Raw genomic sequence first — 24,603 nt, forward strand, 5'->3', positions numbered from 1 at the left:
TTCAGTAGCTTAGTTGCAGGGCATCATTTAGATGGCGACTAGCAGCAATTGCTCGTTGTAATCAATCGTAAGTTTATCGGTTTCATGAACTCCGGAAAACTCAGCGGTATTAGAAATGATAACCGGTGTCGTTATATCAAATCCAGCCGCTTTAATCTCATCTATGTCGAACTCTAGCAGTAAATCCCCCTTCTTCACCGGCTGTCCTTGCTTAACTACGGGTTTGAAATGTTTGCCCTTTAATTTCACAGTATCCTGGCCCACATGAATTAAAACCTCGACGCCTTTTACACTTGTAATACCAAGAGCATGACCAGATGGAAAAATGTTTGTCATGATCCCATCAACGGGAGCATAGACTTTTCCTTCGGTTGGAACGATCGCAACCCCCTTCCCCAGTGCTTCTGAAGAGAAGGCTTCATCTTTTACAGCACTGAGAGGAACCACTTGCCCTTTCATTGGGCTGCCTACAATCGTATCAGCCGCTGTACTCGTTTCTACCGGTTCCTCTTTTGATGTGCCAGAAATTTTATCAATAAATTTATTAAACAACCCTTTTTTCTTGTCTAATTTCTCTACAGATAACTTATGATCATTCATGATAGCCTCTCCTTTAACATATCCCTTTTTAGTTTGAACTAACCTCTTAGACTCCTTAGGTCTCGAAGAATACAAAAAGGCATAGCCCAAAACATGTAATAGCATACATGTCCTGGGTTATGCCTTTTCAGTAACAAGCCCACATTTAAAATATCATACTAAATTTCGTTTGGCAAGAGATAAGTATGCGTTTTCTTTTTGTTAATTATAATTGTGCGAAATAATACCCTCCAGCTTCTAAATGATTTCAGATGCCGGCATCACCCGGACCTTTTTAATGGATAAAGGTGTACCTTACGCGCTCCGATTTCCGGAAGTAGGCTGTCCACAACGCACAGGTGAATACCGCTCTAATCAGATCACGCATACTGCTTCCATCCTGCAGCTCACTGGCAACAGGAATATTCATCACGAGCACATAGTCAATGATCCCTATCAGCAGGTTGACGGAATAGAGCAGAATCATCATGCGCGGCAGGCGTGCCTTTTTTTGATAAAACAAAATCAAAGTAAAAATAGTCAGCAATAGCAGCACTCCGTTCGCAGCGGCTTCAAATATAAAGGCCGGCGCCCAGAGCGGATGGTACATTTCCCCTTGCGGGGATGCCAGAAGATCCCAATACTCCCGGCCGAAGCTTGGAATATTGTAGTTAATCAGCTGTAACGACACTTGAAATAATGTTGCGACTAACCCGATCTGCACCAGCACCAGCCAGCCTCCGAGACCTGACGGGCGTAGCGGTGGATAGGTTTGGGGTGAAGCAGGTTGTACATTTATTTCCACAATTTGTTCCTCCTTATATAGTGTAGCCTTAACAAGAATATACATATTTCCCCTTACACTCTACTACAAATTATGTAAAATACTAAGTGAACACGGCATTATCATCCTTTTAAAGGACGGTACCGCTTCAGCGAGAAATAGAAGGATAATTACTTAAATTTTCAAAAAAAAAGAGTACCCCAACCCCCATATCGGCTGGAATACTCCCTTTATTATATAGCCTAAGCTGAACGCCACGCCGCTCCGGTTACTCCGTAACCTTACTCTGATTCGCCACCTCACGCGCCTTCTGCTGCACCTCTTCCGGTTCGCCGAGATAGAAGCGGCTTATCGGCTTCACATCGTCGTCGAGCTTGTAGACGAGCGGGACGCCGGTCGGGATGTTGAGGTCGAGCAGCGCGGTCTCGTCGATATCCTCCATATACTTGATCAGGGCCCGCAGCGTGTTGCCGTGCGCCGAGATCAGGACCCGCTCCTTCTTGCGGATCAGCGGTACAATCCGGTTGGTCCAGAAATCACCGACCCGGTGTACGGTATCCTCCAGGCTCTCGCCGCGCGGGATGTCACCCGGACGCACTTCCTTGTAGCGGACATCGTGTCTCGCATAACGTGGGTCATCCGACTCCAGCATCGGAGGCCGGACGGAGAGGCTGCGCCGCCAGATATGGAGCTGCTCCTCACCGTATTTCAGAGCGGTCTCGCTCTTGCTGAGGCCCTGCAGCGCCCCGTAATGGCGCTCATTCAACTTCCACGACTTCTGCACCGGAATCCACAGCAGGTCCATCTCATCCAGAATATAGTTCAGCGTCTTGATTGAACGCTTCAGCACCGAAGCGAATGCAAGATCGAAGGTGTATCCGTTCTCCTTCAGCAGCCGGCCCGCTTTCATGGCCTCCTCCACGCCCTTCTCCGTCAGATCGGGATCACTCCAGCCCGTAAACAGATTCTGCCGGTTGTATTCACTCTCACCATGCCGTATCAGAACGATTTCGTACATAAGTATTCTCCTTCTCCTGTGTATGATTGGCTTCTCTTGCTTCTATTCTGTCACAGAGCAGTGTCCGCTTCAACTTCAGGCCTATCTTGCGGACTGGAAAGCCGCTATTTCAGCTATTCTGCCTGATCACGCAGGCAAGCGGACACAGTGGAGCTAGAATAGAAAGTGGACACCCGTTAACGGACGGAGCGATAATAGGGGCAACGGAGGTGTGTTCACGTGGGAGAACAACGACAACGCTACAACGAAGAATACAAGAAGCAAACGGTAAAGTTCATTCAAGAACAGACGAAGAGCATTGGTGACATCGCGGAAGAGCTTGATATTCCGAAAAGTACACTGCATCAATGGATGGGGCAATATCGGGAGCTAAAGAATGAACCGGCCGCGAGTAAGGATCGGGTACGGGAACTTGAAGCAGAGCTCCAAGAGATGCGCCGCCAGCTCCAGGAAAAAGACGTCCAACTTGCCGATACAAAGGAAGAATTAGCGATCATAAAAAAAGCAGTGCACATCTTCAGCAAACCAAGGAATTAAGATTCCAGTTCATGAAGAAGCATCGCTCCGAGTTTCGCTTGGAGAAGATGTGCATCATTCTACAGGTGTCCAGGAGCGGATATTACAAGTGGTATAACGCCAAACCCAGCCCACAAGAACTCCACAAGGCTGCGGTGCAGAAGCGAATCCAATATCATTTTGACGACCACCAAAAGCGGTATGGGAGTCCGAAAATCACCCGTCTGTTGCATCAGGAAGGCTATACGGTCACGGAACGTACCGTGAGTGTGTACATGAGAGAAATGCAGCTGCGCTCGGTCGTGTCTAAGCCCTACCGTGTACAAACCACCGACTCTAAGCATAACAACCCTATTGCACCGAACACGCTGAATCAAAACTTTAAAGTACTGAAACCCAATACCGTATGGGTGACCGACATCACGTATATCCCTTGCCGGGGAGGGCGCTTGTACCTGGCCAGCGTGATGGATCTATGCACGCGTGAAATCGTAGGGTGGCGGTTGTACAACCACATGGAAACCCGTCTGGTTCTGGACGCCTTACAGGCAGCATACACTGCAAAGCAACCTGGCAAGGGGCTGCTGCACCACTCGGACCGTGGGTCTCAATATACCTCTAAAGAATATGTCGACCAGTTAAAGACGTACCATATGGAGTCCAGCATGAGCCGCAGAGGAAACTGCTACGATAACGCATGTATTGAGTCTTGGCATAGTCTTTTAAAGAAGGAACTCATTTACTGTAACCCGCGTTTCAAAGATCCGGAGCAAGCATACACAGCCATTTTTCAATACATTGAGTTTTATTACAACCGCAAGCGAATGCACAGCGCGCTGGGGTATCTTTCCCCCGCTCGTTTTGCAAAACAATTCACTACAAAATCTGTTGCGTGAGTGTCTACTTTCTTGACAGAGGTCCACAGATGCTCTTAAGTTTGCCTATACTCCTCTATTTCAGCCCCAATCAGTCAGATAACGGCCCCTGAGTCCGTAGCGTGGGGAATAAGTGACTTTTTCGCACAATAAGGTCCGCTCGGTCCGCATAGCACACATAGCACGCATGGCACATCAAGCACACATGGCACACACAGCACACCTAGCACCCGAAATACCTACACCACACTCAGCACGATACTCCCCCGCTGCTTCAGCGGATCTCTGACGGGCTTTTCCCGGTATGCTGCTTGAATTGGCGGCTGAAAAAGAAGATATCACGGTAGCCGAGCGCATCTGCGACCTCCGTGACATTCATGCCCGCATACAGCAGCAGATGCTGGGCCCGTTCGATCCGTGCGCGGATCACATAGGACTGGACCGAGGAGCCGGTGATCTCCTTGAACTTGATTGAGAAGTAACGCGGGGACAGCCCCGCCCGGGCGGCCAGGTCCTCTACCCGGTGCGCGGCCCCGGGATGCTGGCTGACATAGTTGGCGACCTCGTGGATCACCTCCGCCAGCTGATTGCTGACATGGCGCTCGACCGGCCTCGCCTGATCCTGCCGCAGCAGATGAATCATGAGCTGCTTCAGAATCAGACGGCCTTCCTCCTCCGCCGCATAGGTCTGCACCAAGAACAGCCGGACATAACGGGCGAGCAGATGCTCGAACTCCACCGTCTCGGTCAGCTCATGGTAAGGGGCCGGCAGCTCCGTGACCTCCTCCGTCACATCGAAGTGAATATATGTAATGACAAGCGGTTTCTGCGGATTATGTGTGGCACTGGTATAATCCCCCGGCCGGAACAGGAAGCAGCTTCCCTTCCCCACCTGATAGGGCACGCCGTTACGCACAACCGTACCCTCTCCACTCCAGACATAGAACAAGTCATAGTTTTGCAGCGGCTTCTCTCTTTTCTGCCATTTCCAGCCCGGTTCACAGACAATCTTCGCCAGGGCCGGGAGGATGACAAAAGAGGATGGCGATGCATGAAGCATATCGTTCCCTCCTATAGATGTAGCGTTAGCTTACTTTTCATAATACCTTGTCCGGTTCCTGTTTGTACATCTTCCGCATGACGCAATGAAGCAGACCGCCGCCGGATTCCAAAACTATTTATCAAATCACCGCATTACTCAGTGACGGCGGCAATCCACGGTGTTATAATGTTAGGCAATGTTAACGTATATATCCCAGAAGAATACCGGAAGGATGAAACTGATGAATCCACTGGCTGGACAATTGAATGACAGCATCAAGGCAGGCAATGAACATGTATACGATATGCTCTCGAGTCTCGGTAAAGCGATCTATTTTCCCAAAGAGGGGATTCTGAGCCAATCCGCAGAGGCAACGGCTCATGCTAAAAAGTATAACGCCACTATCGGGATTGCTACCGAGAACGGGTTGCCGATGCACCTTGGCGTAATCCAGGATAAACTCTCCGCCTACAGTCCCAAAGACCTGTACGGCTATGCGCCTCCAGCAGGCAAGCCGGAGCTTCGCGCCGTCTGGCGGGAGAAGATGCTGCGTGAGAATCCGTCGCTTGAAGGCAAGTCTTTCAGTAATCCAATCGTCACGAATGCGCTGACCCACGGGCTTAGCATCGTTGCCGATCTGTTCGCAGAGCAAGGGGATGTCGTCATTTATCCGGACAAAAACTGGGAGAACTACGAGCTGACCTTCGGCATCCGCCGGCTGACCGAAACCGTGAATTACCCGCTCTTCACGGAGGACATGAGCTTCAACAGCGAAGGGCTGCTGGATGCCCTGCTGGCCCAGAAGGACCGCGGCAAAGCCATCGTCCTGCTTAACTTCCCGAATAATCCAACCGGATATACGCCCGGCCTTGCAGAAGGCGAGGCTATTGTTGCCGCTATCCTGCGTGCCGCCGAAGCAGGCGTTAATGTGGTAGTGGTCAGCGATGATGCTTATTTCGGACTCTTTTTCGAGGATTCGCTCAAGGAATCCCTGTTCGGCAAGCTGGCGAACCTGCATCCGCGCGTGCTGGCGGTCAAGATTGACGGAGCTACCAAGGAAGAATTCGTCTGGGGCTTCCGCGTCGGCTTCATCACCTATGCTTCGGAGGACAAGGAGCTGCTGGCAGCGCTGGAACAAAAAACCCTCGGTATTATCCGGGCTACCATCTCCAGCGGCGCACATCCGTCGCAGACCTTCGTGCTCGACGCGTTGAAGGCACCGGAATTCGCTGCACAGAAGGAAGAGAAGTTCCAGATCATGAAAGGCCGGGCCAACAAAGTGAAGGCGCTGCTGGACAGCGGTAAATACGGCGATGATGTGTGGACCTATTATCCGTTCAACTCCGGGTACTTCATGTGCCTGAAGCTCTTTACCGTCTCTGCGGAAGATCTGCGGCTTCACCTGATTCACACCTACGGCCTGGGCACCATCGCCCTTGGCGAGAGCGACCTGCGCATTGCCTTCTCCTGTATCGAGGAGGATCAGCTGGAGGATCTGTTCGATCTCGTCTATGCAGGCATCCGTGATTTGGAGAAGGTCTGATATACAGCAGCCTTTGAATACGTTCATCAGCCCCGGAATTACGGGGCTGATTTTTTTTGCCCGGTGCTACGGCATTGGCCTATACACGTTCTGCCCTCCGCACATACAATACGATGTACTCAAGTACAACACACTCACACGCGAAAGGGGAATGAACAATGAGCGAAGAAGTTAGAGGCGGATACGGATACGGCGGCGGGTTCACAAGCACTGGAGCCATTCTGGTTCTCTTTATCCTGCTGGTCATCATCAGCCGTTCACTCTTTGTCTAACAGGGAGTGAGTCCCCTGGAGGGAGCTGCGCGCTCTCTCCGATCCACGTGTTATAGCATTCCCTGCACCACCTGAGATGAAGAGGGAATTCCCTATTATACATTCTTTTCTTCTGAAAATGGCCTCAGACTCCGCATTCGTGAGAGCCTGAGGCCATTTGTTATAAGCACACCCGCTTGCGGGTGACGCCTTGTCTGCTGCTGCAATCCGTTCTACAGGTCGTCTTCATCCGCACGCGCTTCCTTGCGGGTGGAGCTTACCTTGAACAGATACGCGAGCAGGAATCCGCAGGCGAAGGTAGACAGTACTTCCAGCGGCCGCTGCCCGGCCTGAAGCAGGAGCGGCAATCCGGTCAGCAGCGCCAGGACCAGATGGGCCCGGAAGACAAACTGGATCGTTCCCTTGCCCTTGCTGCCCTCCGGCAGCGGGTAGACGGTCAGCCAGAACGATTCGCTGTGCAGCTTGCGCAGCGCCGTCAGCTGAATGCCCATCAGGAAGAGGAAGAATACATAGATGCCGCTGCCGAGATAGCTGTCCTTCATCATCCACACCAGGAACAGGTCCAGCACCGCCATCCGCAGGACGATGCCGAAGACGTCACCACGGGCAAAGCTTTTGGTCAGGAGGAACCGGTAGGCGGAATCCCGCTGCCAGCTGAGCCCGCTGCCCCAACGCGACAGATAACGGCGGGCATAGACCCGCTGCTCGCGTCCCGGAACATCGACGAACCAGCCGAGGACCATCAGCGCCCGGGTTCCCTGGTTCTTCTCCATAGTGATCAGGCGTTCCCACGGAACAGCATGCCGTCCGGGAACAGCCAGTGCGGCCACATAGGCTGCGGCCAGAATCAGGATGAAGATCAGAGCGCGCATGGACGGCTGCCATAGCCATGCCCCAACCATTAGACCGCCGGCTGCCCAGCGCAGCAGGTTATAGCCTGCCGCAGCGGGGCGGGAGAGCATCGCTGTCTCCCGCCATAACCCGTAGCTGGATAACAGCTTGACCAGAATCAGCACCAGCAGGGTAGCCAGCAGACCCCGGGGTGACTCGTCGGTGCGTATGTACAGCGGCCATAATGTAATGAGGATAAAGGCTAGTCGCAGAATCTTCCACACATTGCCGCTAACCCAGGACGGGGCGAAATACTCTCTCATCCGGTGGCCCTGCGGCAGCAGGAAGATTGTATCCGGGGTCTGCAGATACGTCCGGAAGCTGCTGTGTACCGCCGCAGGCACCAACAGGACGAACATAATCCAGCGGATCGGTATGCCAGTCGGAATATCGCGCAGCAGCGCTGTGTACCAGGCGGAGAAGATAATCAGCACCAGCAGGAACACCATGGCAACACCGCTCTGAATGATATATCCCATATAAGGGACCAGGCTTCCCGTGAACCGGCTACGCCGCTGCCGGCGCAGCTCCTTCAAATCCATATCATTTCCCTCCTTGAACCAGCTCGTAGAACAGCTGCTCCAAATTCAAGCCCTGCCGCCCTGCCTTCGCGGTCATCTCGGCGAGGGTCCCTTCTGCAATCACCTTACCGCCGTGCAGCACGATGAACCGGTCACAATAGTTCTCAATCGTGGAGAGAATATGCGAGCTGAGCAGAATCGAAGCTCCGGACTTCTTCAGGTCCAGCATGAAATCCAGCAGGGAGCGGATACCCAGCGGGTCGAGTCCGAGAAACGGCTCGTCGATTACATACAAGGCCGGACGCGCTACGAACGCGCACATGATCATCACCTTCTGCTTCATGCCCTTGGACAGATGGGAGGACAAGGTATCCATCTTGTCCTCCATATTGAAGAGTGCAGCCAGCTGGCTGGTGCGTGATTCATAATCACTGCGCTCCACGCCATACGCTCTGGCTGTGAATTCCACATGCTCACGAACCGTCATTTCCTCATAGAGCAGAGGGGATTCCGGCACGAAGGACAGCGCACTGTGGTAGCGCTCAGGATCGCTGCTGCGCGTCTTCCCTTGTACCGTAATCTCACCCTTATGCGGGGACATCAGCCCCAGGATATGCTTCATCGTGGTGCTCTTGCCTGCACCGTTCAGTCCGATTAACCCAACCATCTCACCGGGCTGCACCTGCAGGCCGATATCATGCAGCACCGGCTTGTTCAGGCTGTAGCCTCCGCTGAGGCCCGTAATTTCCAATACGGGAGCTGTATTCATTGACCGTCACCTCTCGGGGTTTTGTTCTTGAGCCATTTCGGGGCTCCTTTATTCTTGCGGTTCTTGTCCCGCTCCGCCTGGCTGCGGGCCTTGCCCCCCGGCCCCGCCGCGCTGCGCGTGCCGGCGCTCACTCCCGGCCGGTGCTGCTCGCGCCGCACCGTAACGCCACTGCCGCCAGCCGCTGGGCCTGGCTGGCCTGCCGGCGCGTCGCCGCCCGTCCCTCCGGCTGTTCCAGCCGCAGAGGTCCGCACCTGCGGCTTGCCGGTGCGCGCTGCAATGCCGCCGCGCGGTTCAGCCCCTTCGCGGCGCTCCTTCGTGCCGCCGCTGCGCAGCTCGGCGCGTCCGCCTTCCGCCAGCGCCTTGCCGAAGGCCATCTCCCGCTCGTCCAGCTGGATATCCAGCTCGCGGGCGAATTTGCGCATGATGAACGTCTGCTGCTCCGTAACGATCGTTACGGATAAGCCGCGTTTACCCATGCGCCCGGTCCGTCCGGCACGGTGGACATAGTGCTCGGAGTCAAAGGCAGGATCGAAGCTGACGACAAGCGTCAGATTCTCAATGTCCAGGCCCCGCGCCGCTACGTCACTGGCGACCAGGACCTTGAGCTTGCCGTCCCGGAAGCGGGTCAGCACGTTTGCGCGCGTCACCTTGTCGGCATCGCCGTACAGCGCTGCGGCCGGAAGGCCCAGGTGGTTCAGCTTAGCCGTTACTTCGGCGATGTCATCCGTCGCGTTCACGAAAACAATGGCACGGTCCGGCTTGTAGTGGCGGATCACCCGGCGCAGCATATCAATCTTGTTACGCTCCTCGCACACTACATAGTGATGCTCCAGGCTCTGGGCAGTCATCATGCCGGGGTCGATGCCCACCTCCGCCGGACTCTTCATCTCCCGGTTCGCCAGCAGACGGGTCTCCGGTCCAATCGTGGCCGACAGCATAACCAGCTGCCGCGTACGCAGCGCGCTGCTGACGATCTTCGTCACCTCGCCCGCACCGCTAAGCTGGAACATCTGATCCGCCTCATCGAGAATAATTGTGCTCACCTCATGCATCTTGAGCTTGCGCAGCCCGATCAGCTCACGTATGCGTCCCGGGGTGCCTACCACCAGATGCGGATGCTCCCGCAGCTTGTCAATCTGGCGCTTGATCGCCGCCCCGCCGATCAGTCCTATGGCCCGGATGCCCCGGTGTGCCCCGTAGCGCTCCGCTTCACGGAGAATCTGCATCGCCAGCTCCTGGGTTGGCGCCAGCACCAGCTTTTGCACCGATTTCGAGTCCGGGTTAATCCCTTGCAGCAGCGGCAGCAGATAAGCCAGTGTCTTGCCTGTTCCTGTCTGGGATGCGGCCAGAACATCTCTTCCTTCCAGCAGAAGCGGAATCGTCTGCTCCTGTACAGGGGATGGTTCGGTGATGCCGAATTCAGACAACCGGGCAGCAAGGTCTTCCTGGATGCCGATAGCCGCAAAAGAAGCTTTATTCATAATAGGGTTTCATCCTTTTCACTTAAGATAATATGTTCATTATATGCCAAAAAGGCCTCTCCACCAAATGGAAGGCCATAAAATCTAAGTCCGAACCGTATTTAAACGGTCATACCATCCTGTATACCAAAGGGGGACAAGTCGTTCACGCCACACATCGAAACTACAATTTATTCATTTTCTGTTCATCAGGTTATAGGTCAGCTTGTCTGCAAGCCGCGGGAACAGCCCATAGAGCCGGATGCCGAAGCCTGCCAGACCGGGCAGGTCCACTTCCTCTTTACCCTTGTCCATCAGCTTGACGATCTTCGCGGACACATGCTGCGGCGTCATCATGATCCGGCTTACGCTTCGTTCATAATTACCGGAAGGGTCGGCGGTCTTGAAGAATTCGGTGGCGATAGGTCCGGGGTTCACAGCCGAGACAATAATACCGCTCTTCCGCAGCTCCTGGCGGAGCGCATTGGTGAAGCCGAGAACGGCATGCTTGGTGGCCGTGTAGGACACTGAGCGTGCGGTTCCGATTTTGCCGGCCATGGAAGCCACATTCACGATCTGACCGCTGCCGCGCGTAAGCATATGAGGAACGACAGCCTTGGTGCAGCGTACAATTCCCATATAGTTAACATCCATCATATCGGCGAACTCTTCAGACTCCATCTCTGTAAAAGCCGCAAACTTGCCGTAACCGGCATTATTGAGCAGAATGTCAATTCTGCCGTATTGCTCCAGGATCTCCGCAAAGGTACGCTTCACTGCCGCCTCATCGGTCACATCACAGACGAACAGCCCATACTCGCCCTGGATGCCCGCCGCAACAGCCTGCAGCTTGTCCCTGGACCGGGCCAGCAGAACGGGAACCGCCCCGTGCCCGCTGAGCATCTGCGCCGTAAGCGCGCCAATCCCGCTGGAAGCTCCTGTAATTACCACAATCTTGCCTTGTAATGCCATGGAATAGATTCAACTCCCGATTATCCGCCTAAGAGATCATAACCTGAATATCAAGCTCGCCGATCCCTTCCATCACAAGAGGAATACTCAGCGCTTTGCGTGGCAGTATGGACATGCTCTCCGACTTCATCAGCTTCGGCGGGGTAATGTCTACGGACACCCCTTGATTGGAGAGAATAGTACTGGCATTGCCGCTAATCATATTGCCCAGCTCGGAAATGGCGCTCTGGCCCATCTCATCCATCTCCGTAATTACATAACCGCCCATCATGGCCGACACCATCTTAAGTGCGACCGGTTCGGCAATCCCGAAGATAATATTCCCGCTGAGCTGACCTGTCATTCCCACTTGAATCCATATATGATTATCGATCAGTTCAATATCCTTAATCCCCAGCATACCGGTGGACGGCGAGACTTGGATCACCTGTTCAATTACAATGCGCGCAGACTCTAGAAACGGATTAATTACTTCTGCTTTCATGAAAGTGCTGTCCCCCTCGACCAGTCTTTAGTCATATACCAAAAGTCCTAAGCAATAAAATTTATTATACTTCATATATCGGCATTATTCACCAAAAATTAATGGTCTTGTCGAATGATTTCTAAAGATAGTTTGGAGCTCAACATTGCCCTCCCGGGAGGAATCTCCTATAATTTAATCAATAAACGTAAGATCTGCGGCGTCACACCCTCCGAGTGCAGCACTCACAGCGACCCTTGTACCTATCTACTTTGTCAGAATCCGCGGCTTGCAGACTCTAATTCTGAAAGCTTGCATGTGCACATACGCCCTCCGGAAAGCTGCGGCTTTCCCTGTTTGTACAAATATACGGCGGCACCATCCGGTAGCCATAAGGGGGACAGTCCATGAATATCAGCCAGCTCGAAACACTGATCACCATCTCCAAAACCATGAGCTTCCGCAAGGCGGGCGAGCTGCTCAACCTGACGCAGCCGGCAGTCTCGGCCCAGATCAAAAGCCTGGAGGAAGAGTTCAAAACCCAGCTTGTTGACCGGAACCAGCCGGTTACGCTGACGGACAGGGGCAAGGTCTTCCTCGCCCACGCGGAACAGATTGTCGGAATCGTAGATGAGCTTAAGCAGCGCCTTGCCGATCTGGAAGAGAATCCCCAAGGGCATATTATTCTCGGTACCACCACCTCCATCGCCATCCAGATTCTCCCCCGGGTGCTCTCCTATTTCCAGGATCAGTTCCCTCATATCAAAACCTCGATCTCATCCATGTCCTCCTCCCAGATCTACCAGCAGGTCGAGAACGGGATTGTGGATGTCGGCATCGGCTATCTGATCGGCCGCAATCCGGGAATGACGACCTCGGTCCTGTATTATGATACTTTCGAACTGGTTGTTTCGCCCCGCCATCCGCTGGCCCAGGTCAAAACAGCCGGGATCGAGGCACTGGGCACCATCCCGCTCATTCTGCTCTCACCGGATACAGTCGGCCGGAAATTTGTCGATGAGGTGCTGGCAAGGCACGGTATTCAGCCGCTGGTGATTATGGAGCTGACCAGCAGTGAGGAAGTGAAGCGGATGGTCGAGCTTGATCTGGGAGCGGCGGTCATCTCCAAGCAATCGGTCACTGCCGAGGTCAGAAGCGGAACCCTGCGCATCGTCCCGATCATCGAGCTTGAGGTTACCCATCCTGTAGGTGTTATTACCAAGTCCGGCAAGTATGTCAACTCTGCGATGAGGCAGTTCCTGAGCGATCTTAAGGGAATGCCCGAGACCCAGTTCATCGGCTCAGAGTAACCTGCACCCTATTTCGCCATATTGGCCTAAGGAGATGTTCCCATTATGAAGTTCGACCTGCATACCCATCATTTCCGCTGCGGCCATGCTGACGGCACGATCCGGGATTATGTTGAAGCCGGAATAGCGGCGGGGCTGGATGTTATCGGTATTTCCGATCATTCGCCTTACTTCGGAAGCCCGTCCGAGCAGGCTTTTCCCCGCATTGCCATGGCCAAGTCCGAGCTGGTCCACTATGTGGAGGAAGTATTGTCGCTGCAAAAAGAATACGAAGGCCGCATTGATGTCCTGCTCGGCATGGAATCCGACTTCTTCCCGGAGCATGCGGAGCTGTACCGCAAGACCTACGCCGCCTACCCGTTCGATTATGTAATCGGCTCTGTGCATCATGTTGAGGAGGTCAGTATCTTCAACCAGGGACGCTGGAAGGGGCTTGCCCCCGCACAGAGGCTTGCTTCCAAAAGCGAGTACTACCGGCTAATTGCGGAATCCGCACGCAGCGGCATCTTCCAGATTCTCGGCCATATCGATGCCATGAAAGGCAACTATCCGCCCTTCTCCGAGATCGCTGCTCCCAAGGAAATTGACGAAGCCTTGCGCGTGATCGGCGAATGTGGTCCGGCCATCGAGATCAACACCTCCGGCGGCACCAAGCTGTGCGGCGGCTGGTACCCTTCCGATGAGATTCTGGAGCGGGCCCTGCACTTCGGCGTGGAGGTCAGCTTCGGCTCCGATGCCCATCTCCCTGCACGCGTAGCCGACCAGCGCAATCAGGTGGCTGCGCGGCTGAAGGAGATTGGATTCGAATACTGGGTCTATTACAAGCGGCGCGAGAAGGTTAAGGTCGCGTTATAGGCTGTGTAATGCAAAAACCTCGCTTTGTAAGAAATCTGGCAAGACGAGGTTTTTTATTGGCTTGAAGCGCTACCGTTAGAGCTCCTCCTCATACAACAAGCACCGCGCAAACAAGCAGCGTAAGGGGACACTCCCCGTCACGCTGCCTGCTGCTGTGGTGCTTTTTTGCGCTGTACACCTAATGCTGCGCTTATTCCTTATTCAGATTCTCACAGGTGAAGCCCTGCTGCTTCAGCGTACGCTGTGAGTCCCCATACTGCGGATTCAGAGCGTAGAAGCGGGCAATCATGCTGGTCCAGCTCCGCTCCGTCAGCCCCTGGGACTTGAGCAGCTCCCGGTGGCTCTCATTATATTCTTCGATCAAGTGTTGCTGATCTGGGTTATAGACCTCTTCATGGTATACCGCCGCTATAGGCAGGCGTGAACTCTTCGGCTGTTCTCCCTCCGGATAGCCAATGCAGAGTCCGACCACCGGGAATACATACTCTGGCAAGTGCAGCAGCTCAATTACTCCTGCCGTGTTACGGCGCACACCCCCAATGGGGATAATCCCCAGCCCCAGCGACTCGGCGGCAGCTACGGCGTTCGCTAGTGCAATGCCGACATCCGTGGCTCCAACGAGCAGCGCGTCTACATCCGCAGCCGTTTCGAACGGCTGGCCTTCCAGCTCCGCCGCAAGCTTCGCCCGGTGAAAGTCCATGCAGAACACCAGAAATACCGGCGCTTCCGCCACATGCTTCTGGTTGCCGCTCAGCGCCGACAGCTGCTGCCTGCGTTCCTCGCTGCGTACCGCAATCATCGATACCTGCTGGCCGTTCACCCAAGAGGGTGCCGCCTGGGCTGCCTCAATAATCGTCTTCAGCTTCCAAGGCTCCACCGCCTGCCCGCTATAGTTCCGGAACGAACGGTGGTTCATAAGTAATCTAATCACATCATTCAAAGGTTCATTTCCTCCCCCATCTATACTTATCATATCCATGTACACTATCATAGCCCAATCCCCTTGGAGACTGCCAGCACACAATGTTCGATACCGCAAGTATGGTGGCTGCAAATTCAGGGGCACAAATGCTATTCATTCAGCCACTTAACCAACTATTTACGAATTCAAGTGCACTAATGCTCTTCATTCAGCCATTTAGCCATTTATCTACGAATTCAAGTGCACTAATGCTCCTCATTCGGCCATTTAGCCAACTATCTACGAATTCAGGTGCACTAATGCTCCTCATTCGGCCATTTAGCCAACTATCTACGAATTCAGGTGCACTAATGCTCCTCATCTCCTCGTCCAGAACCACTTCCGGCCAATCCAAAGGGATTTATCCCTCTCATCAGGAGCCCATGCCCGCACACGCCCAAAAAAAATGGACCCGAATCATCGGGTCCCAACAGCAGTTATATTTTCAAAAGGGGGTCATGTACTTAGTTTAACCGCTGACTGTTAGAGTTTGATAACGGCATTATTTCATTTGTGTAACAATGTGAATACTTTCATTACATCGCCCGAGCCGTCCGCCATCGGCAGGGTCCGCTCCAGGGTCAGGCCGTTCCTCAGCATGACCTGGGCGGACCGGTAATTATCCCCCCGGCAGCGCCCCTCGACTCTCTTCAGGCCAAATTCCCTGAAACCGTAGCCCAGCAGCAATCCCAGTGCCTCAGTCGCATATCCGCGACCCCACCACAACGGATTCAGCATATAGCCCAGCACGGCATGGCCTTCCTGCCGGTTCCAGTTCTGAAGGGAGACTGATCCGATCAGCTCCGGCTGGCCTAAGATATAGATTCCTGCATGCAGCGCGCCGGGATCATAGCCGTGCAGCATCCGGGTCACCAGCTTATCCAGCACGCCCTGCCGGGAAGTCGATGCATGACGCAGCTGAATATGCGGCTGTACCTCCGGGTGGGAGAGCAGCGACTTCAGCAGCGCTCCGTCGCCGGACGCCATATTCTTCAGTTCCACCCTAGAGCCTTGCAGCGACATCCCCATGATCATCTCATAAGTGCTCATGAACTTCTCCCTCTTCTTCTCTCGCCTACGGCGCCCCTCTCTTGCAGTCCGGCTACCCCCGGCGCAGAGTCAGCACGGTAAGCTCCGGGCGGCACAGGAAGCGCAGCGGCATCATTGTCTCACCGAAGCCCCTGTTCACATACACCGGCATCGCCTTATTCTCTGTATAATACAAGCCGTCTATGTATTTCTTAGATCCGTAAGGCGTGAACGGCGCGCCGACCAGCGGCAGACGAATCTGACCGCCATGGCTATGACCTGAGAGCTGAAGGTGAAAAGGATAGGCTTCCGCCACCTCGGCGTAATCCGGCTCATGCATTAGCAGCACCGTGAAGATGCCGTCTGGAATATCCCGGACAACTGCCTCCGGGTCCGGCTTACCGTGCAGCATGTCATCCAGTCCTGCTACGGCAATCGTTGCTCCGCCTTGCTTAATCAGATAAGACTCGTTCCGCAGGACGCGGAATCCGGCCTCCGTCAACAGACGGGTCAGCAGCTCCGTATTCTTATAATCATGATTCCCGAGGATGGCATACTTTCCAAGCGGGGCCTGTAGCTCTGCCAGCAGGGGGACTGAGTCGGTCAGATCTTCGGCATAGCTATCCACGATATCCCCGGTGAAGCAGATCAGATCCGGCTGTTCATCCTTGATGTGCTTCGTCAGCCGGGCCAGATCCTTCGCATCCTTATTGAAGCCCAGATGCACATCGCTGAAATGGACCAGCCGGGTCCCGGCGAACGCGGACGGCAGCTCCGCAAGCGGCAGCTCCCGGCGGGTCACCTCTAACCAGTTCGGCTCCCCTTGCCAGGCATAGCCGCCGGCGAGGAGACCCGCCCCGACCACCGCTCCTGCCCCACGGGCCAGGAACTGGCGGCGGGTCATCTTGCGGCCGCCCCGGCCTTCCGGCTTCGGGGGGCCTATTCCCGCTCCATTCGTAGCAGCAGGAACCGTACGCCCGGGAGAGCCCCCGAACGGATTTTTGCTCATAGGGAGTGTCTCCTTTCTGTACTCTAACTCTAATCTATTCCATTAGGTCCGCAGTGGATTATATATCGTCGGATTACCCTTCAGCACGCTGGCTGCTCCCGGACTTCACAGGTGTGTCTTCCTCCGGTCCGCTAACTACCTTGATCCGGCATTCTTCCTCAGGAGCTTCACGGTAGGCGAGGGCAATTCCCTTATCCTTAATGTCCGCCCGGCTGACCCGCCGCTGCTTGAAGCTCACTTCAACCTCCTGCGTGAACGGGAACGGAGTCAGGGTCAGCGTAGCGCTGTCCTGCCACTCCGCCTCAATGGCACGGCCGGAGGTGAAGCTGAACTCCTCGCTGCCGGAGAAGCCGTCTACGAACCAGGGGTGCTTCTCGGATTCGGCGCTGCCCGGCTTACTGAGCGCCAGGAACAGCGACAGATCGTCGCAGAATTGCAGCAGTCTGGCGTCATAATACAGCTCGCCTTCTTCAAGCGGCTTGCTCTGCTCCAGCGCCCGGTGGATGCGAGCCCGGCGGTCCGCTTCACCCTCCAGATATTGTGTCAGCTCCGGGCATTCCTCACCCGACACCTCAATTAACCGTTCAAAATGCGAACTGCACAGCAGCGCCCCGTATGGCGTCTCCGCTTCCACCTCATCGATTCCCCGTCTATAAAAGGTCAGCTTCGGCACAACCGGGAAATCGAGGAAGCTGTAAGGCAGCCCCTCCGCATCATTCCAGAACGGTGTCTCATCCAGATCAATCCAGCCCCGGTCATGGTTGCTTACTGCCCACAATACCTCAGCCCGGCGGCCTTCCGCGGGCGTATGCTCTTCCTTGAACCACTTCGCAAATTCTCCGGCCAGCAGCCCGTGCTCATGCTGCTTCGTCATTACAAGCGTTCCATCCTGTTCACGGCAAATCACAGTCATTCCTCCCCGTTATCCGCTGTCAGACGGTTATCTTCAGCTATGTAGATTATAACATATTCACCTATATTTATCGGAACCTGCGGACGTATGGCTATTCTATGCAGCTTCAGGCTCTTCATTACAGGTTGTCTACACATGTACCCTTTTTGCGGCCCCCCAGAAACACATCTGTACCTCTTGTTCAGCCGTGCACAGCCAAACAGGCCACCCAGTAATAACACTGAATGGCCTGCTACGATTGTGCTTATAGACGAATGGTCTGAAAAATGGTCAGACACCCAGCCAGCGCTTGAACATATGCTTGGTTGTCTGCTTGTTGATCTCGGCAATGGAGGTTGTGAGCGGAATGCCCTTCGGGCAGGCCCGCACACAGTTCTGCGAGTTGCCGCAGCCGTCGATGCCGCCGTCTTCCATGAGCGCATCCAGCCGCTCTTCAGCGTTCATCTCACCTGTCGGGTGAGCGTTGAACAGCCGCACCTGCGAGATGGCTGCCGGTCCGATGAAGTCGGTCTTCTCGTTGACATTCGGGCAAGCCTCCAGGCAGACGCCGCAGGTCATGCATTTGGACAGCTCGTATGCCCACTGGCGCTTCTTCTCCGGCATACGCGGTCCCGGACCGAGATCATACGTGCCGTCAATCGGAATCCAGGCCTTGACCCGCTTCAGGGCGTTGAACATCCGGCTGCGGTCAATCACCAGGTCGCGCACGACCGGGAAGGTCTTCATCGGCTCAATGCGCACCGGCTGCTCCAGATTGTCGATCAGCGCTGCGCACGCCTGACGGGGCTTGCCGTTGATGACCATGGAGCATGCGCCGCATACCTCTTCCAGACAGTTGGATTCCCAGCATACAGGAACCGTATTATCGCCTTTCGCATTCACCGGATTCCGCTGAATCTCCATCAGCGCACTGATTACGTTCATCCCCGGACGGTAGGCAAGCTCGAACTCCTCCGTATAGGGGCTGGTCTCCGGTTCATCCTGGCGGGTAATAATAAATTTCACATTTTTGGGAGCTGCTGCTGTTTCCGCCATGTCAGTTACCTCCTAGAAAGTTTGGTTAGTCTAACCGGTCAGTCCTTCGAGTAATCCCGCACGCGCGGAGGAATCAGCGATACATCGACTTCCTCGTAGGAGATCAGCGGGCCGTCTGCTGTCCAGGCGGCTTTGGTGGTCTTGAGGAATTCCTCATCGTTACGCGTCGGGAATTCCGGCTTGTAATGCGCGCCCCGGCTCTCGTTGCGCAGCAGGGCTCCAAGTGTCATCGCCTCCGACAGCTCCAGCATGTTCCAAAGCTGGCGGGTGAAGGCTACCCCCTGGTTGCTCCAGCGCGAAGTGTCGCTCATATTGATATTCTTGTAGCGTTCCTTCAGTTCTTTGATTTTGCCGATCGTCGCTTCCAGCTTCTTGTTCTCACGCACCACGGTCATGTTCGCCGTCATCCACTCGCCAAGCTCTTTATGGATCACGTAAGCATTCTCTGTGCCAGTCATCCCGAGCAGCGACTCATATTTATCGGTCTGCGTCTTGTGGAAGCTGTCGAACACCGTTGAGGAGATATCCTGCACCGATTTCTTAAGGCCCTTGATGTATTCAACAGCCTTCGGGCCGGAGACCATTCCGCCATAAATGGCAGAGACCAGCGAATTCGCTCCAAGACGGTTGGCCCCATGGTATTGATATTCACATTCCCCTGCCGCGAACAAGCCGGGAATATTCGTCATTTGATTATAGTCGACCCACATGCCGCCCATCGAATAATGCACCGCCGGGAAGATTTTCATCGGAATTTTGCGGGGATCATCCCCCATGAACTTCTCGTAGATCTCAATAATCCCGCCCAGCTTGACGTCAAGCTCCTTCGGGTCCTTATGCGACAGATCCAGGTAGACCATGTTCTCGCCGTTAATGCCCAGCCCCTGATCCACACACACATTGAAAATCTCACGGGTAGCAATATCGCGCGGCACCAGGTTACCGTACGATGGATATTTCTCTTCTAGGAAGTACCACGGCTTACCGTCTTTATAGGTCCAGATCCGTCCGCCTTCACCGCGCGCCGATTCCGACATCAGCCGCAGCTTGTCATCGCCGGGAATCGCCGTCGGGTGAATCTGAATGAATTCCCCGTTCGCATAATGCACACCCTGTTGATACACGGCGCTTGCTGCGGTTCCTGTGTTGATGACCGAATTCGTCGTTTTGCCGAAAATAATCCCCGGACCGCCGCTGGCCAGAATGACCGCGTCCGCCGGGAAAGTCTGGATCTCCATCGTCTTGAGATTCTGGGCGCTGATGCCGCGGCAGACCCGCTCGTCATCCAGAATCACCGAGAGGAATTCCCAGTTCTCGCTCTTGGTAACCAGGCCTTCCGCTTCCCAGCGGCGCACTTGCTCATCCAGTGCATAGAGCAGCTGCTGACCGGTAGTCGCCCCGGCAAAGGCTGTGCGGTGGCGCTTTGTTCCGCCGAACCGGCGGAAGTCGAGCAACCCCTCAGGGGTGCGGTTGAACATTACGCCCATCCGGTCCATCAGGTGAATAATGCCTGGTGCCGCTTCGCACATGGCTTTCACCGGAGGCTGATTGGCCAGGAAGTCGCCGCCGTAGACGGTATCGTCGAAATGCTCCCAGGGCGAGTCGCCCTCGCCCTTGGTATTCACGGCGCCATTGATGCCGCCTTGCGCGCAGACGGAATGTGATCTTTTGACAGGGACCAGTGAGAATAGATGTACATGCGCGCCGGATTCAGCGGCCTTAATGGTAGCCATCAGGCCGGCCAGACCGCCGCCCACGATGATGATATCGGCTGATGCCATGATTGTTCCCCTCCTAAAAGTTTTGCGGAAGATCCGCTTCTTCGAGATAGCTGTGCAGCAAAACTTGCTTCGGAAGCATAGGCTTAAGTTTTGTGAGCGTTTGCTTCCTGACTCCTCATCGTACAAAACTCGCTTCGGAAGCATACGCTCTAGTATTGCGGAATATCCGCTCCTAAGTGGTGTCAGCAGTATAAGTTAACCGCTTCCACACACCAGTGTATTCTTAAATAAAACTGCGCAGGGACTGCATCGCCGTAGCGGCAGTTTGGAATTCATCGTTACGGAAGGTGACCAGCGACAGGACGAACATGAAGGTAACGATAACGAAAATACCGAGGCAAAGTACGGATGATACTCTCTGCGAACGCGGACCCACCGTGATCCCCCAGCTGATCAGGAACGACCATAGACCGTTGGAGAAATGGAAGCAGGCAGCCACGATTCCGACAATATAGAGAGTCATCAAGAGCGGCTGGGTCACAATGTTATGCATCACTCCGCCAAGCTGATCATGCTCCACCTTGCCGAGTGCTACCTGGACGCGGGTGTCCCACAGATGCCAGACAATGAAGATGAAGGTGACGACTCCGGTGATCCGCTGCAGCGTATAACGCCAGTTGCGCTCAAGATTGTAGCGGTTCAGGTTCGGCTTCGACTGGTACGCGATGTACAAGCCGTATACTCCGTGGTACAGCAGCGGCAGCCAGATGCCGAACAATTCCAGGAAGAAGACCAGCGGCAGGCTGTTCAGCCACAGCACACTGTCTGTGAAACCAGAAGCGCCACCCTCTACTGCTGCGAAGTTCGTCAGCATGTGCTCAAGGAAGAATGCCCCGAGCGGGATAACGCCGAGCAAGGAATGAATCTTTCTGGAATAAAATCCTCTCATGCAAAGTGTCCCCTTTCCATATAAAACAGCGTTTTCACAAGTCTTTTTAAAGAGCATACACCGCCGGGAGTACAGTTGAAACAGGGCAGCGGCAGGCTTAATTTACCAGCTATTAGTCTGTTTGCACCACTATCCATTGTTTTCCCGGACTTTGCTGAATAATTCACAATATGTGAATATCTTGTGTCACTTTTCATGTTACTCTTTTTTTGCTTATAAGGGAATTGCAATCTAATTATTAATCGTTATACAATAATTGCATAAGAATATTTTTAATATGATAATAATTCTCATTTAGCTTCATTAATAACTTACAATTTAGGGTTGTCTTCCTGCACATCAGGAGAACCTTGGCTCATCGGCTATGCCTTTTATCACAGTTGTATGGGATTTGGAAGAGAGGAGCACTATGAATGTATGATGATTTAGATGCTTTTGCTGCGGTGGTGGAGCACTCCAGCCTGAACCGGGCCTCGCGCCAGCTCAACCTGTCCCAGCCGGCCCTCTCCCGCAAAATCTCCAAGCTGGAGGAGCGGCTCGGCGTCGCCCTGTTCAACCGCTTCGGCAAGCGCCTGGAGCTTACAGAGGTTGGCCGCCTTACCTACACCTATGCGCTGGAGCAGCGGCAGCAGCGTTCCAAGTTCCTGGAAGCGTTATCGAAGTTCAAGGAGGGCGAGCCGCAGCTCGTGACGCTGGGGGCCAGTCTGACCACGCTGCAGACAACCCTGCCTCCCCTGGTAAAAGCATACACAGAGAAATATCCGGCAGCCGAGCTGAAGCTCATCACCGGGAAGACTCATGAGATGGTCACCGCTGTCAGCGAAGGCAAATGCGATGTCGCCATCATCGCCTCCCAGGTTCAGGAGCCGGGGCTGCGCTGCATCCCGCTGTTCGAGGACCAGCTCCGGCTGGTCGTCTCCGAGCAGCACCCGCTGACCCTGACACCGCGGCTCACCATGGAGCATCTCTCCCGGCTGCCGATGATTCTTTTCTCCAAGGGAACCTGGTACCGCCGGACAACAGATGATCTGTTCCAGCGCTGCGGGGTTGATCCCGATGTACGGATGGAGATCGACTCCTTCGAGGCCATCGTCCGCCTGCTGCCGACGATCAAAGCTGCGGCCCTGCTGCCGAACTCTTACTTGCGTCCGGAGCTGTTGAACGGCGGGGGACTGGTCTCCCTGCACATCAAGGAGCTGGAGCAGACGCAGCGGACCACTTGCCTCATCTACCAGAGCAGCGGCGGACTCAGCACGGCAGCACGCTGCCTGGTGCAGGTAACGGAGGATGTCTTCCTGAACAGCCGCGAGTAGCAGCGGGGAACACAGCAATCACCCGGCAAGCTTCCGTAATGCTACGGATCAGCCTGCCGGGTGAGGATACTGCCGGGTAATTCTTTTGCTATACTAAACCAGACTTACACCGGATTAACGGAATTTGCCTGCATCAATTGCTGCCTGCTTCTCATCGAGAATCTCCTGGTAGCCTGCCTCCAGATACGTCTTCTTGGCGGCTTCATACGTAGCATCGAACTCAGCCTCCGGAGCGAGCACCACCTTCACGTAAAGCTCCTGGAACAGCGTGTTCAGATCGGCCTTGTATTCGTTCACCTTCTCCAGCACCACATTGAACAGGGCATCCGGTGTACGGAATTCGGCAACCTCGTCATAATACTTCACCAGATCATCAGCCAGCGGCTCATAACCGGCCGGTGCCCAGTTGCGCAGGTTGGCCTTGCGGGTTTTGGCTTCATCCGGGTACTGGGCAATTTCCGTCACCAGCCCCCAGTAATCCTTGTTATTGTTCTGTGCCAGCACCGCTTCGCCCTTATAATCCGGGTTCTTCAGCGCTATGCCGTCTGCGTCAAGCGTATAGTTCTCCCCTTCGATTCCGTTCTGGAACTTGAACAGGTTCTCCGGCTGGCTGAGCCATTCCAGATACATCCACACGGCTGCGCGTTCTTCCGGCGTGGATTCATAGTTAATTCCCATAATGAAGCCGAACGGCCAGTAAGCGCGTCCCTGAGGCTTGTTGCCCTCCGGTACTCCCGCAAGCGGAGGCACGACCGCAAATTTGGCATCCGGGTTATTCTGCAGCGTAGCCGCAAAAACATCCGTGTTGTTCGCCAGATAGAAGCCGAAGTTACCGGTTTTGCCTGCCACGAATTCAGCCTTAATCTTCGGTTCATCGTTGCGCAGATAGAATTCCTTATCAATCAGGCCATTGTTATACTGGTAATTGAGGTTACGCAGGTAAGCCTCAGTCTCTTCCGTAGTCAGATCAGCCACGCTGAGATCGGAATACAGCGCACGATACTTCGCATCCACCGGCCATTTGCGGAACGGATAGTTGAAGTTGAAGAAGTTCTGCAGCAGATTGCCGCCGCTTACGCCGAGTCCGGCTTCCTTCCATTTGGCCAGCATCTCGTTGTACTTCTCGAGCGAGGTCAGATCCTCAACCTTCATGCCTACCTTTTCCACCCAGTCCTTGCGGATAATGTTGACGAAGTTGTCGGCTTCAGGGCGCGCAGCGAAGAAGAAGGTCTTCTGATCATCCACGGTACCGTACTGTTCAATTGTTTCACCCATGCTCTTCCAATAGGTCGGCGCATAATTCTGGATCTCTGCATAGTCGAGCGGCTGCATCACATCCTCGCCATAATAAGTAAGCGCTTGCGGCATATCATAGTGGAAAATAATATCCGGAGCCTTGTGCGAAGCCAGGAGCTGCTCGAAATCCGTTACTTCTTTGGAGCGGGTGATCGGCACATAATTAACTTCTATATTATATTTGTCGCCGAACTCCGCCTGCACCCAGCGGGTATAGTAGTTATCGGACACGTTCCAGCCTTCATAGGCACGCTCATAGACCGGAATGTCGAGCGAGACTTTTTTCTCGAAGCCCTTGGAATAATCAGGATAGGCTCCTTCGGCCTGGTTCGTAGCCGCGGCTGTCCCGGCCGGCTTATTGCTGGATTCTGCCGTATCCTTGGTGTTATTTCCCCCGGAGCACCCGGCCAGCAGGCCTGCCGTCATGACGGATGCCATCATTAACGAATACACGCTTCTTTTATTCATCGCAATTCCCCCATTTTTTGAATTTTCGTAATTCCAAAG

23 protein-coding genes and 1 pseudogene are annotated in these 24,603 nt (G+C 54.3%); 7 read left to right on the forward strand and 17 right to left on the reverse strand.

All coding sequences use genetic code 11. The features are described from left to right. Nucleotides 1-27 precede the first annotated feature (27 nt). The 3 genes and pseudogenes from NYE24_RS13630 to gpmA all read right to left on the reverse strand — a co-directional run. Nucleotides 28-480: pseudogene (locus NYE24_RS13630) on the reverse strand (PTS glucose transporter subunit IIA); the annotation flags it as partial. Between the two features lie 394 nt (nt 481-874). Continuing rightward, nucleotides 875-1,384 carry a DUF2569 domain-containing protein gene (locus NYE24_RS13635; RefSeq protein WP_342478894.1) on the reverse strand — a complete coding sequence of 170 codons (510 nt, stop codon included), beginning with the start codon at nt 1,382-1,384 and terminating at the stop codon, nt 875-877. 247 nt (nt 1,385-1,631) lie between these two features. Beyond that, nucleotides 1,632-2,381 carry a 2,3-diphosphoglycerate-dependent phosphoglycerate mutase gene (gene gpmA / locus NYE24_RS13640; protein WP_036701556.1) on the reverse strand — a complete coding sequence of 250 codons (750 nt, stop codon included), beginning with the start codon at nt 2,379-2,381 and terminating at the stop codon, nt 1,632-1,634. Nucleotides 2,382-2,600: 219 nt separating this feature from the next. On the opposite strand from gpmA, the gene NYE24_RS13645 reads away from it, so the two are divergent. Next, nucleotides 2,601-2,918 carry a transposase gene (locus NYE24_RS13645; protein WP_342477600.1) on the forward strand — a complete coding sequence of 106 codons (318 nt, stop codon included), beginning with the start codon at nt 2,601-2,603 and terminating at the stop codon, nt 2,916-2,918. Between the two features lie 11 nt (nt 2,919-2,929). Next, nucleotides 2,930-3,793, forward strand: a complete 864-nt coding sequence (locus NYE24_RS13650; RefSeq protein WP_342477601.1) for an IS3 family transposase — start codon at nt 2,930-2,932, stop codon at nt 3,791-3,793. Between the two features lie 253 nt (nt 3,794-4,046). Here NYE24_RS13650 and NYE24_RS13655 read toward each other — a convergent pair whose 3' ends face one another. Beyond that, on the reverse strand, nt 4,047-4,832 hold the full coding sequence (locus NYE24_RS13655; protein ID WP_036701557.1) for an AraC family transcriptional regulator: 786 nt from the start codon (nt 4,830-4,832) through the stop codon (nt 4,047-4,049). 223 nt (nt 4,833-5,055) lie between these two features. Between NYE24_RS13655 and NYE24_RS13660 the strand changes: the two genes are divergently transcribed. Continuing rightward, a complete protein-coding gene (locus NYE24_RS13660) occupies nt 5,056-6,357 on the forward strand; it encodes an aminotransferase class I/II-fold pyridoxal phosphate-dependent enzyme (protein WP_036701574.1) in 1,302 nt (433 codons plus the stop codon). Between the two features lie 158 nt (nt 6,358-6,515). Then, on the forward strand, nt 6,516-6,629 hold the full coding sequence (locus tag NYE24_RS13665; RefSeq protein ID WP_209875980.1) for a YjcZ family sporulation protein: 114 nt from the start codon (nt 6,516-6,518) through the stop codon (nt 6,627-6,629). Nucleotides 6,630-6,841: 212 nt separating this feature from the next. Here NYE24_RS13665 and NYE24_RS13670 read toward each other — a convergent pair whose 3' ends face one another. The 5 genes from NYE24_RS13670 to NYE24_RS13690 all read right to left on the reverse strand — a co-directional run bounded on the left by NYE24_RS13670 (nt 6,842) and on the right by NYE24_RS13690 (nt 11,726). Further along, entirely contained in the window at nt 6,842-8,062 is a 1,221-nt protein-coding gene (locus NYE24_RS13670) for an ABC transporter permease (protein WP_342478895.1), read from the reverse strand. 1 nt (nt 8,063) lies between these two features. Next, nucleotides 8,064-8,810, reverse strand: coding sequence for an ABC transporter ATP-binding protein (locus NYE24_RS13675; RefSeq protein WP_342478896.1), 747 nt, complete (start codon nt 8,808-8,810; stop codon nt 8,064-8,066). After that, a complete protein-coding gene (locus NYE24_RS13680; protein WP_342478897.1) occupies nt 8,807-10,291 on the reverse strand; it encodes a DEAD/DEAH box helicase in 1,485 nt (494 codons plus the stop codon). The genes NYE24_RS13675 and NYE24_RS13680 overlap by 4 nt, the downstream gene beginning before the upstream one ends. 174 nt (nt 10,292-10,465) lie before the next feature. After that, nucleotides 10,466-11,242 (reverse strand): SDR family oxidoreductase, encoded by a 777-nt coding sequence (locus tag NYE24_RS13685; RefSeq protein ID WP_342478898.1) that lies wholly within the window; start codon nt 11,240-11,242, stop codon nt 10,466-10,468. Nucleotides 11,243-11,270: 28 nt separating this feature from the next. Further along, nucleotides 11,271-11,726 carry a chemotaxis protein CheX gene (locus NYE24_RS13690; RefSeq protein ID WP_036701585.1) on the reverse strand — a complete coding sequence of 152 codons (456 nt, stop codon included), beginning with the start codon at nt 11,724-11,726 and terminating at the stop codon, nt 11,271-11,273. 386 nt (nt 11,727-12,112) lie between these two features. Between NYE24_RS13690 and NYE24_RS13695 the strand changes: the two genes are divergently transcribed. After that, nucleotides 12,113-13,015 carry a LysR family transcriptional regulator gene (locus NYE24_RS13695; protein ID WP_036701586.1) on the forward strand — a complete coding sequence of 301 codons (903 nt, stop codon included), beginning with the start codon at nt 12,113-12,115 and terminating at the stop codon, nt 13,013-13,015. A 45-nt stretch (nt 13,016-13,060) separates the two neighbouring features. Beyond that, entirely contained in the window at nt 13,061-13,870 is an 810-nt protein-coding gene (locus tag NYE24_RS13700; protein WP_342478899.1) for a histidinol-phosphatase, read from the forward strand. A 190-nt stretch (nt 13,871-14,060) separates the two neighbouring features. Here NYE24_RS13700 and NYE24_RS13705 read toward each other — a convergent pair whose 3' ends face one another. The 7 genes from NYE24_RS13705 to NYE24_RS13735 all read right to left on the reverse strand — a co-directional run bounded on the left by NYE24_RS13705 (nt 14,061) and on the right by NYE24_RS13735 (nt 21,487). Then, nucleotides 14,061-14,801 (reverse strand): NADPH-dependent oxidoreductase, encoded by a 741-nt coding sequence (locus NYE24_RS13705; protein ID WP_342479238.1) that lies wholly within the window; start codon nt 14,799-14,801, stop codon nt 14,061-14,063. A 537-nt stretch (nt 14,802-15,338) separates the two neighbouring features. Then, on the reverse strand, nt 15,339-15,881 hold the full coding sequence (locus tag NYE24_RS13710; RefSeq protein ID WP_342478900.1) for a GNAT family N-acetyltransferase: 543 nt from the start codon (nt 15,879-15,881) through the stop codon (nt 15,339-15,341). A gap of 52 nt (nt 15,882-15,933) precedes the next feature. Then, nucleotides 15,934-16,869 (reverse strand): metallophosphoesterase, encoded by a 936-nt coding sequence (locus NYE24_RS13715; RefSeq protein ID WP_342478901.1) that lies wholly within the window; start codon nt 16,867-16,869, stop codon nt 15,934-15,936. Nucleotides 16,870-16,942: 73 nt separating this feature from the next. Next, nucleotides 16,943-17,776: a DUF3891 family protein gene (locus NYE24_RS13720; protein WP_342478902.1), complete on the reverse strand. Its 834-nt coding sequence runs from the start codon at nt 17,774-17,776 to the stop codon at nt 16,943-16,945. 276 nt (nt 17,777-18,052) lie between these two features. Further along, a complete protein-coding gene (gene sdhB / locus NYE24_RS13725) occupies nt 18,053-18,817 on the reverse strand; it encodes a succinate dehydrogenase iron-sulfur subunit (protein WP_036701591.1) in 765 nt (254 codons plus the stop codon). Nucleotides 18,818-18,855: 38 nt separating this feature from the next. Then, entirely contained in the window at nt 18,856-20,598 is a 1,743-nt protein-coding gene (gene sdhA / locus NYE24_RS13730) for a succinate dehydrogenase flavoprotein subunit (RefSeq protein WP_342478903.1), read from the reverse strand. Between the two features lie 223 nt (nt 20,599-20,821). Next, nucleotides 20,822-21,487: a succinate dehydrogenase cytochrome b558 subunit gene (locus NYE24_RS13735; protein ID WP_036701595.1), complete on the reverse strand. Its 666-nt coding sequence runs from the start codon at nt 21,485-21,487 to the stop codon at nt 20,822-20,824. Between the two features lie 413 nt (nt 21,488-21,900). Here NYE24_RS13735 and NYE24_RS13740 point away from each other — a divergent pair, with 413 nt between their 5' ends. Further along, nucleotides 21,901-22,800 carry a LysR family transcriptional regulator gene (locus tag NYE24_RS13740; RefSeq protein WP_036701597.1) on the forward strand — a complete coding sequence of 300 codons (900 nt, stop codon included), beginning with the start codon at nt 21,901-21,903 and terminating at the stop codon, nt 22,798-22,800. 114 nt (nt 22,801-22,914) lie between these two features. On the opposite strand, the gene NYE24_RS13745 is transcribed toward NYE24_RS13740, so the two are convergent. Further along, nucleotides 22,915-24,564: an ABC transporter substrate-binding protein gene (locus NYE24_RS13745; protein WP_036701598.1), complete on the reverse strand. Its 1,650-nt coding sequence runs from the start codon at nt 24,562-24,564 to the stop codon at nt 22,915-22,917. Nucleotides 24,565-24,603 lie beyond the last annotated feature (39 nt).

Origin of the sequence: Paenibacillus sp. FSL H7-0350, from assembly GCF_038593195.1 — a bacterium.
GTDB lineage: Bacteria > Bacillota > Bacilli > Paenibacillales > Paenibacillaceae > Paenibacillus_AQ.

Coding starts and splice junctions, on each gene's coding strand:
- sdhA (WP_342478903.1), bottom strand. CDS start 20,598: ATGGCATCAGCCGATATCATCATCGTGGGCGGCGGTCTGGCCGGCCTG.
- NYE24_RS13660 (WP_036701574.1), top strand. CDS start 5,056: ATGAATCCACTGGCTGGACAATTGAATGACAGCATCAAGGCAGGCAAT.
- NYE24_RS13680 (WP_342478897.1), bottom strand. CDS start 10,291: ATGAATAAAGCTTCTTTTGCGGCTATCGGCATCCAGGAAGACCTTGCT.
- NYE24_RS13650 (WP_342477601.1), top strand. CDS start 2,930: ATGAAGAAGCATCGCTCCGAGTTTCGCTTGGAGAAGATGTGCATCATT.
- NYE24_RS13655 (WP_036701557.1), bottom strand. CDS start 4,832: ATGCTTCATGCATCGCCATCCTCTTTTGTCATCCTCCCGGCCCTGGCG.
- NYE24_RS13695 (WP_036701586.1), top strand. CDS start 12,113: ATGAATATCAGCCAGCTCGAAACACTGATCACCATCTCCAAAACCATG.
- NYE24_RS13665 (WP_209875980.1), top strand. CDS start 6,516: ATGAGCGAAGAAGTTAGAGGCGGATACGGATACGGCGGCGGGTTCACA.
- gpmA (WP_036701556.1), bottom strand. CDS start 2,381: ATGTACGAAATCGTTCTGATACGGCATGGTGAGAGTGAATACAACCGG.
- NYE24_RS13675 (WP_342478896.1), bottom strand. CDS start 8,810: ATGAATACAGCTCCCGTATTGGAAATTACGGGCCTCAGCGGAGGCTAC.
- NYE24_RS13710 (WP_342478900.1), bottom strand. CDS start 15,881: ATGAGCACTTATGAGATGATCATGGGGATGTCGCTGCAAGGCTCTAGG.
- NYE24_RS13745 (WP_036701598.1), bottom strand. CDS start 24,564: ATGAATAAAAGAAGCGTGTATTCGTTAATGATGGCATCCGTCATGACG.
- NYE24_RS13740 (WP_036701597.1), top strand. CDS start 21,901: ATGTATGATGATTTAGATGCTTTTGCTGCGGTGGTGGAGCACTCCAGC.
- NYE24_RS13735 (WP_036701595.1), bottom strand. CDS start 21,487: ATGAGAGGATTTTATTCCAGAAAGATTCATTCCTTGCTCGGCGTTATC.
- NYE24_RS13715 (WP_342478901.1), bottom strand. CDS start 16,869: ATGAGCAAAAATCCGTTCGGGGGCTCTCCCGGGCGTACGGTTCCTGCT.
- NYE24_RS13690 (WP_036701585.1), bottom strand. CDS start 11,726: ATGAAAGCAGAAGTAATTAATCCGTTTCTAGAGTCTGCGCGCATTGTA.
- NYE24_RS13685 (WP_342478898.1), bottom strand. CDS start 11,242: ATGGCATTACAAGGCAAGATTGTGGTAATTACAGGAGCTTCCAGCGGG.
- NYE24_RS13670 (WP_342478895.1), bottom strand. CDS start 8,062: ATGGATTTGAAGGAGCTGCGCCGGCAGCGGCGTAGCCGGTTCACGGGA.
- sdhB (WP_036701591.1), bottom strand. CDS start 18,817: ATGGCGGAAACAGCAGCAGCTCCCAAAAATGTGAAATTTATTATTACC.
- NYE24_RS13700 (WP_342478899.1), top strand. CDS start 13,061: ATGAAGTTCGACCTGCATACCCATCATTTCCGCTGCGGCCATGCTGAC.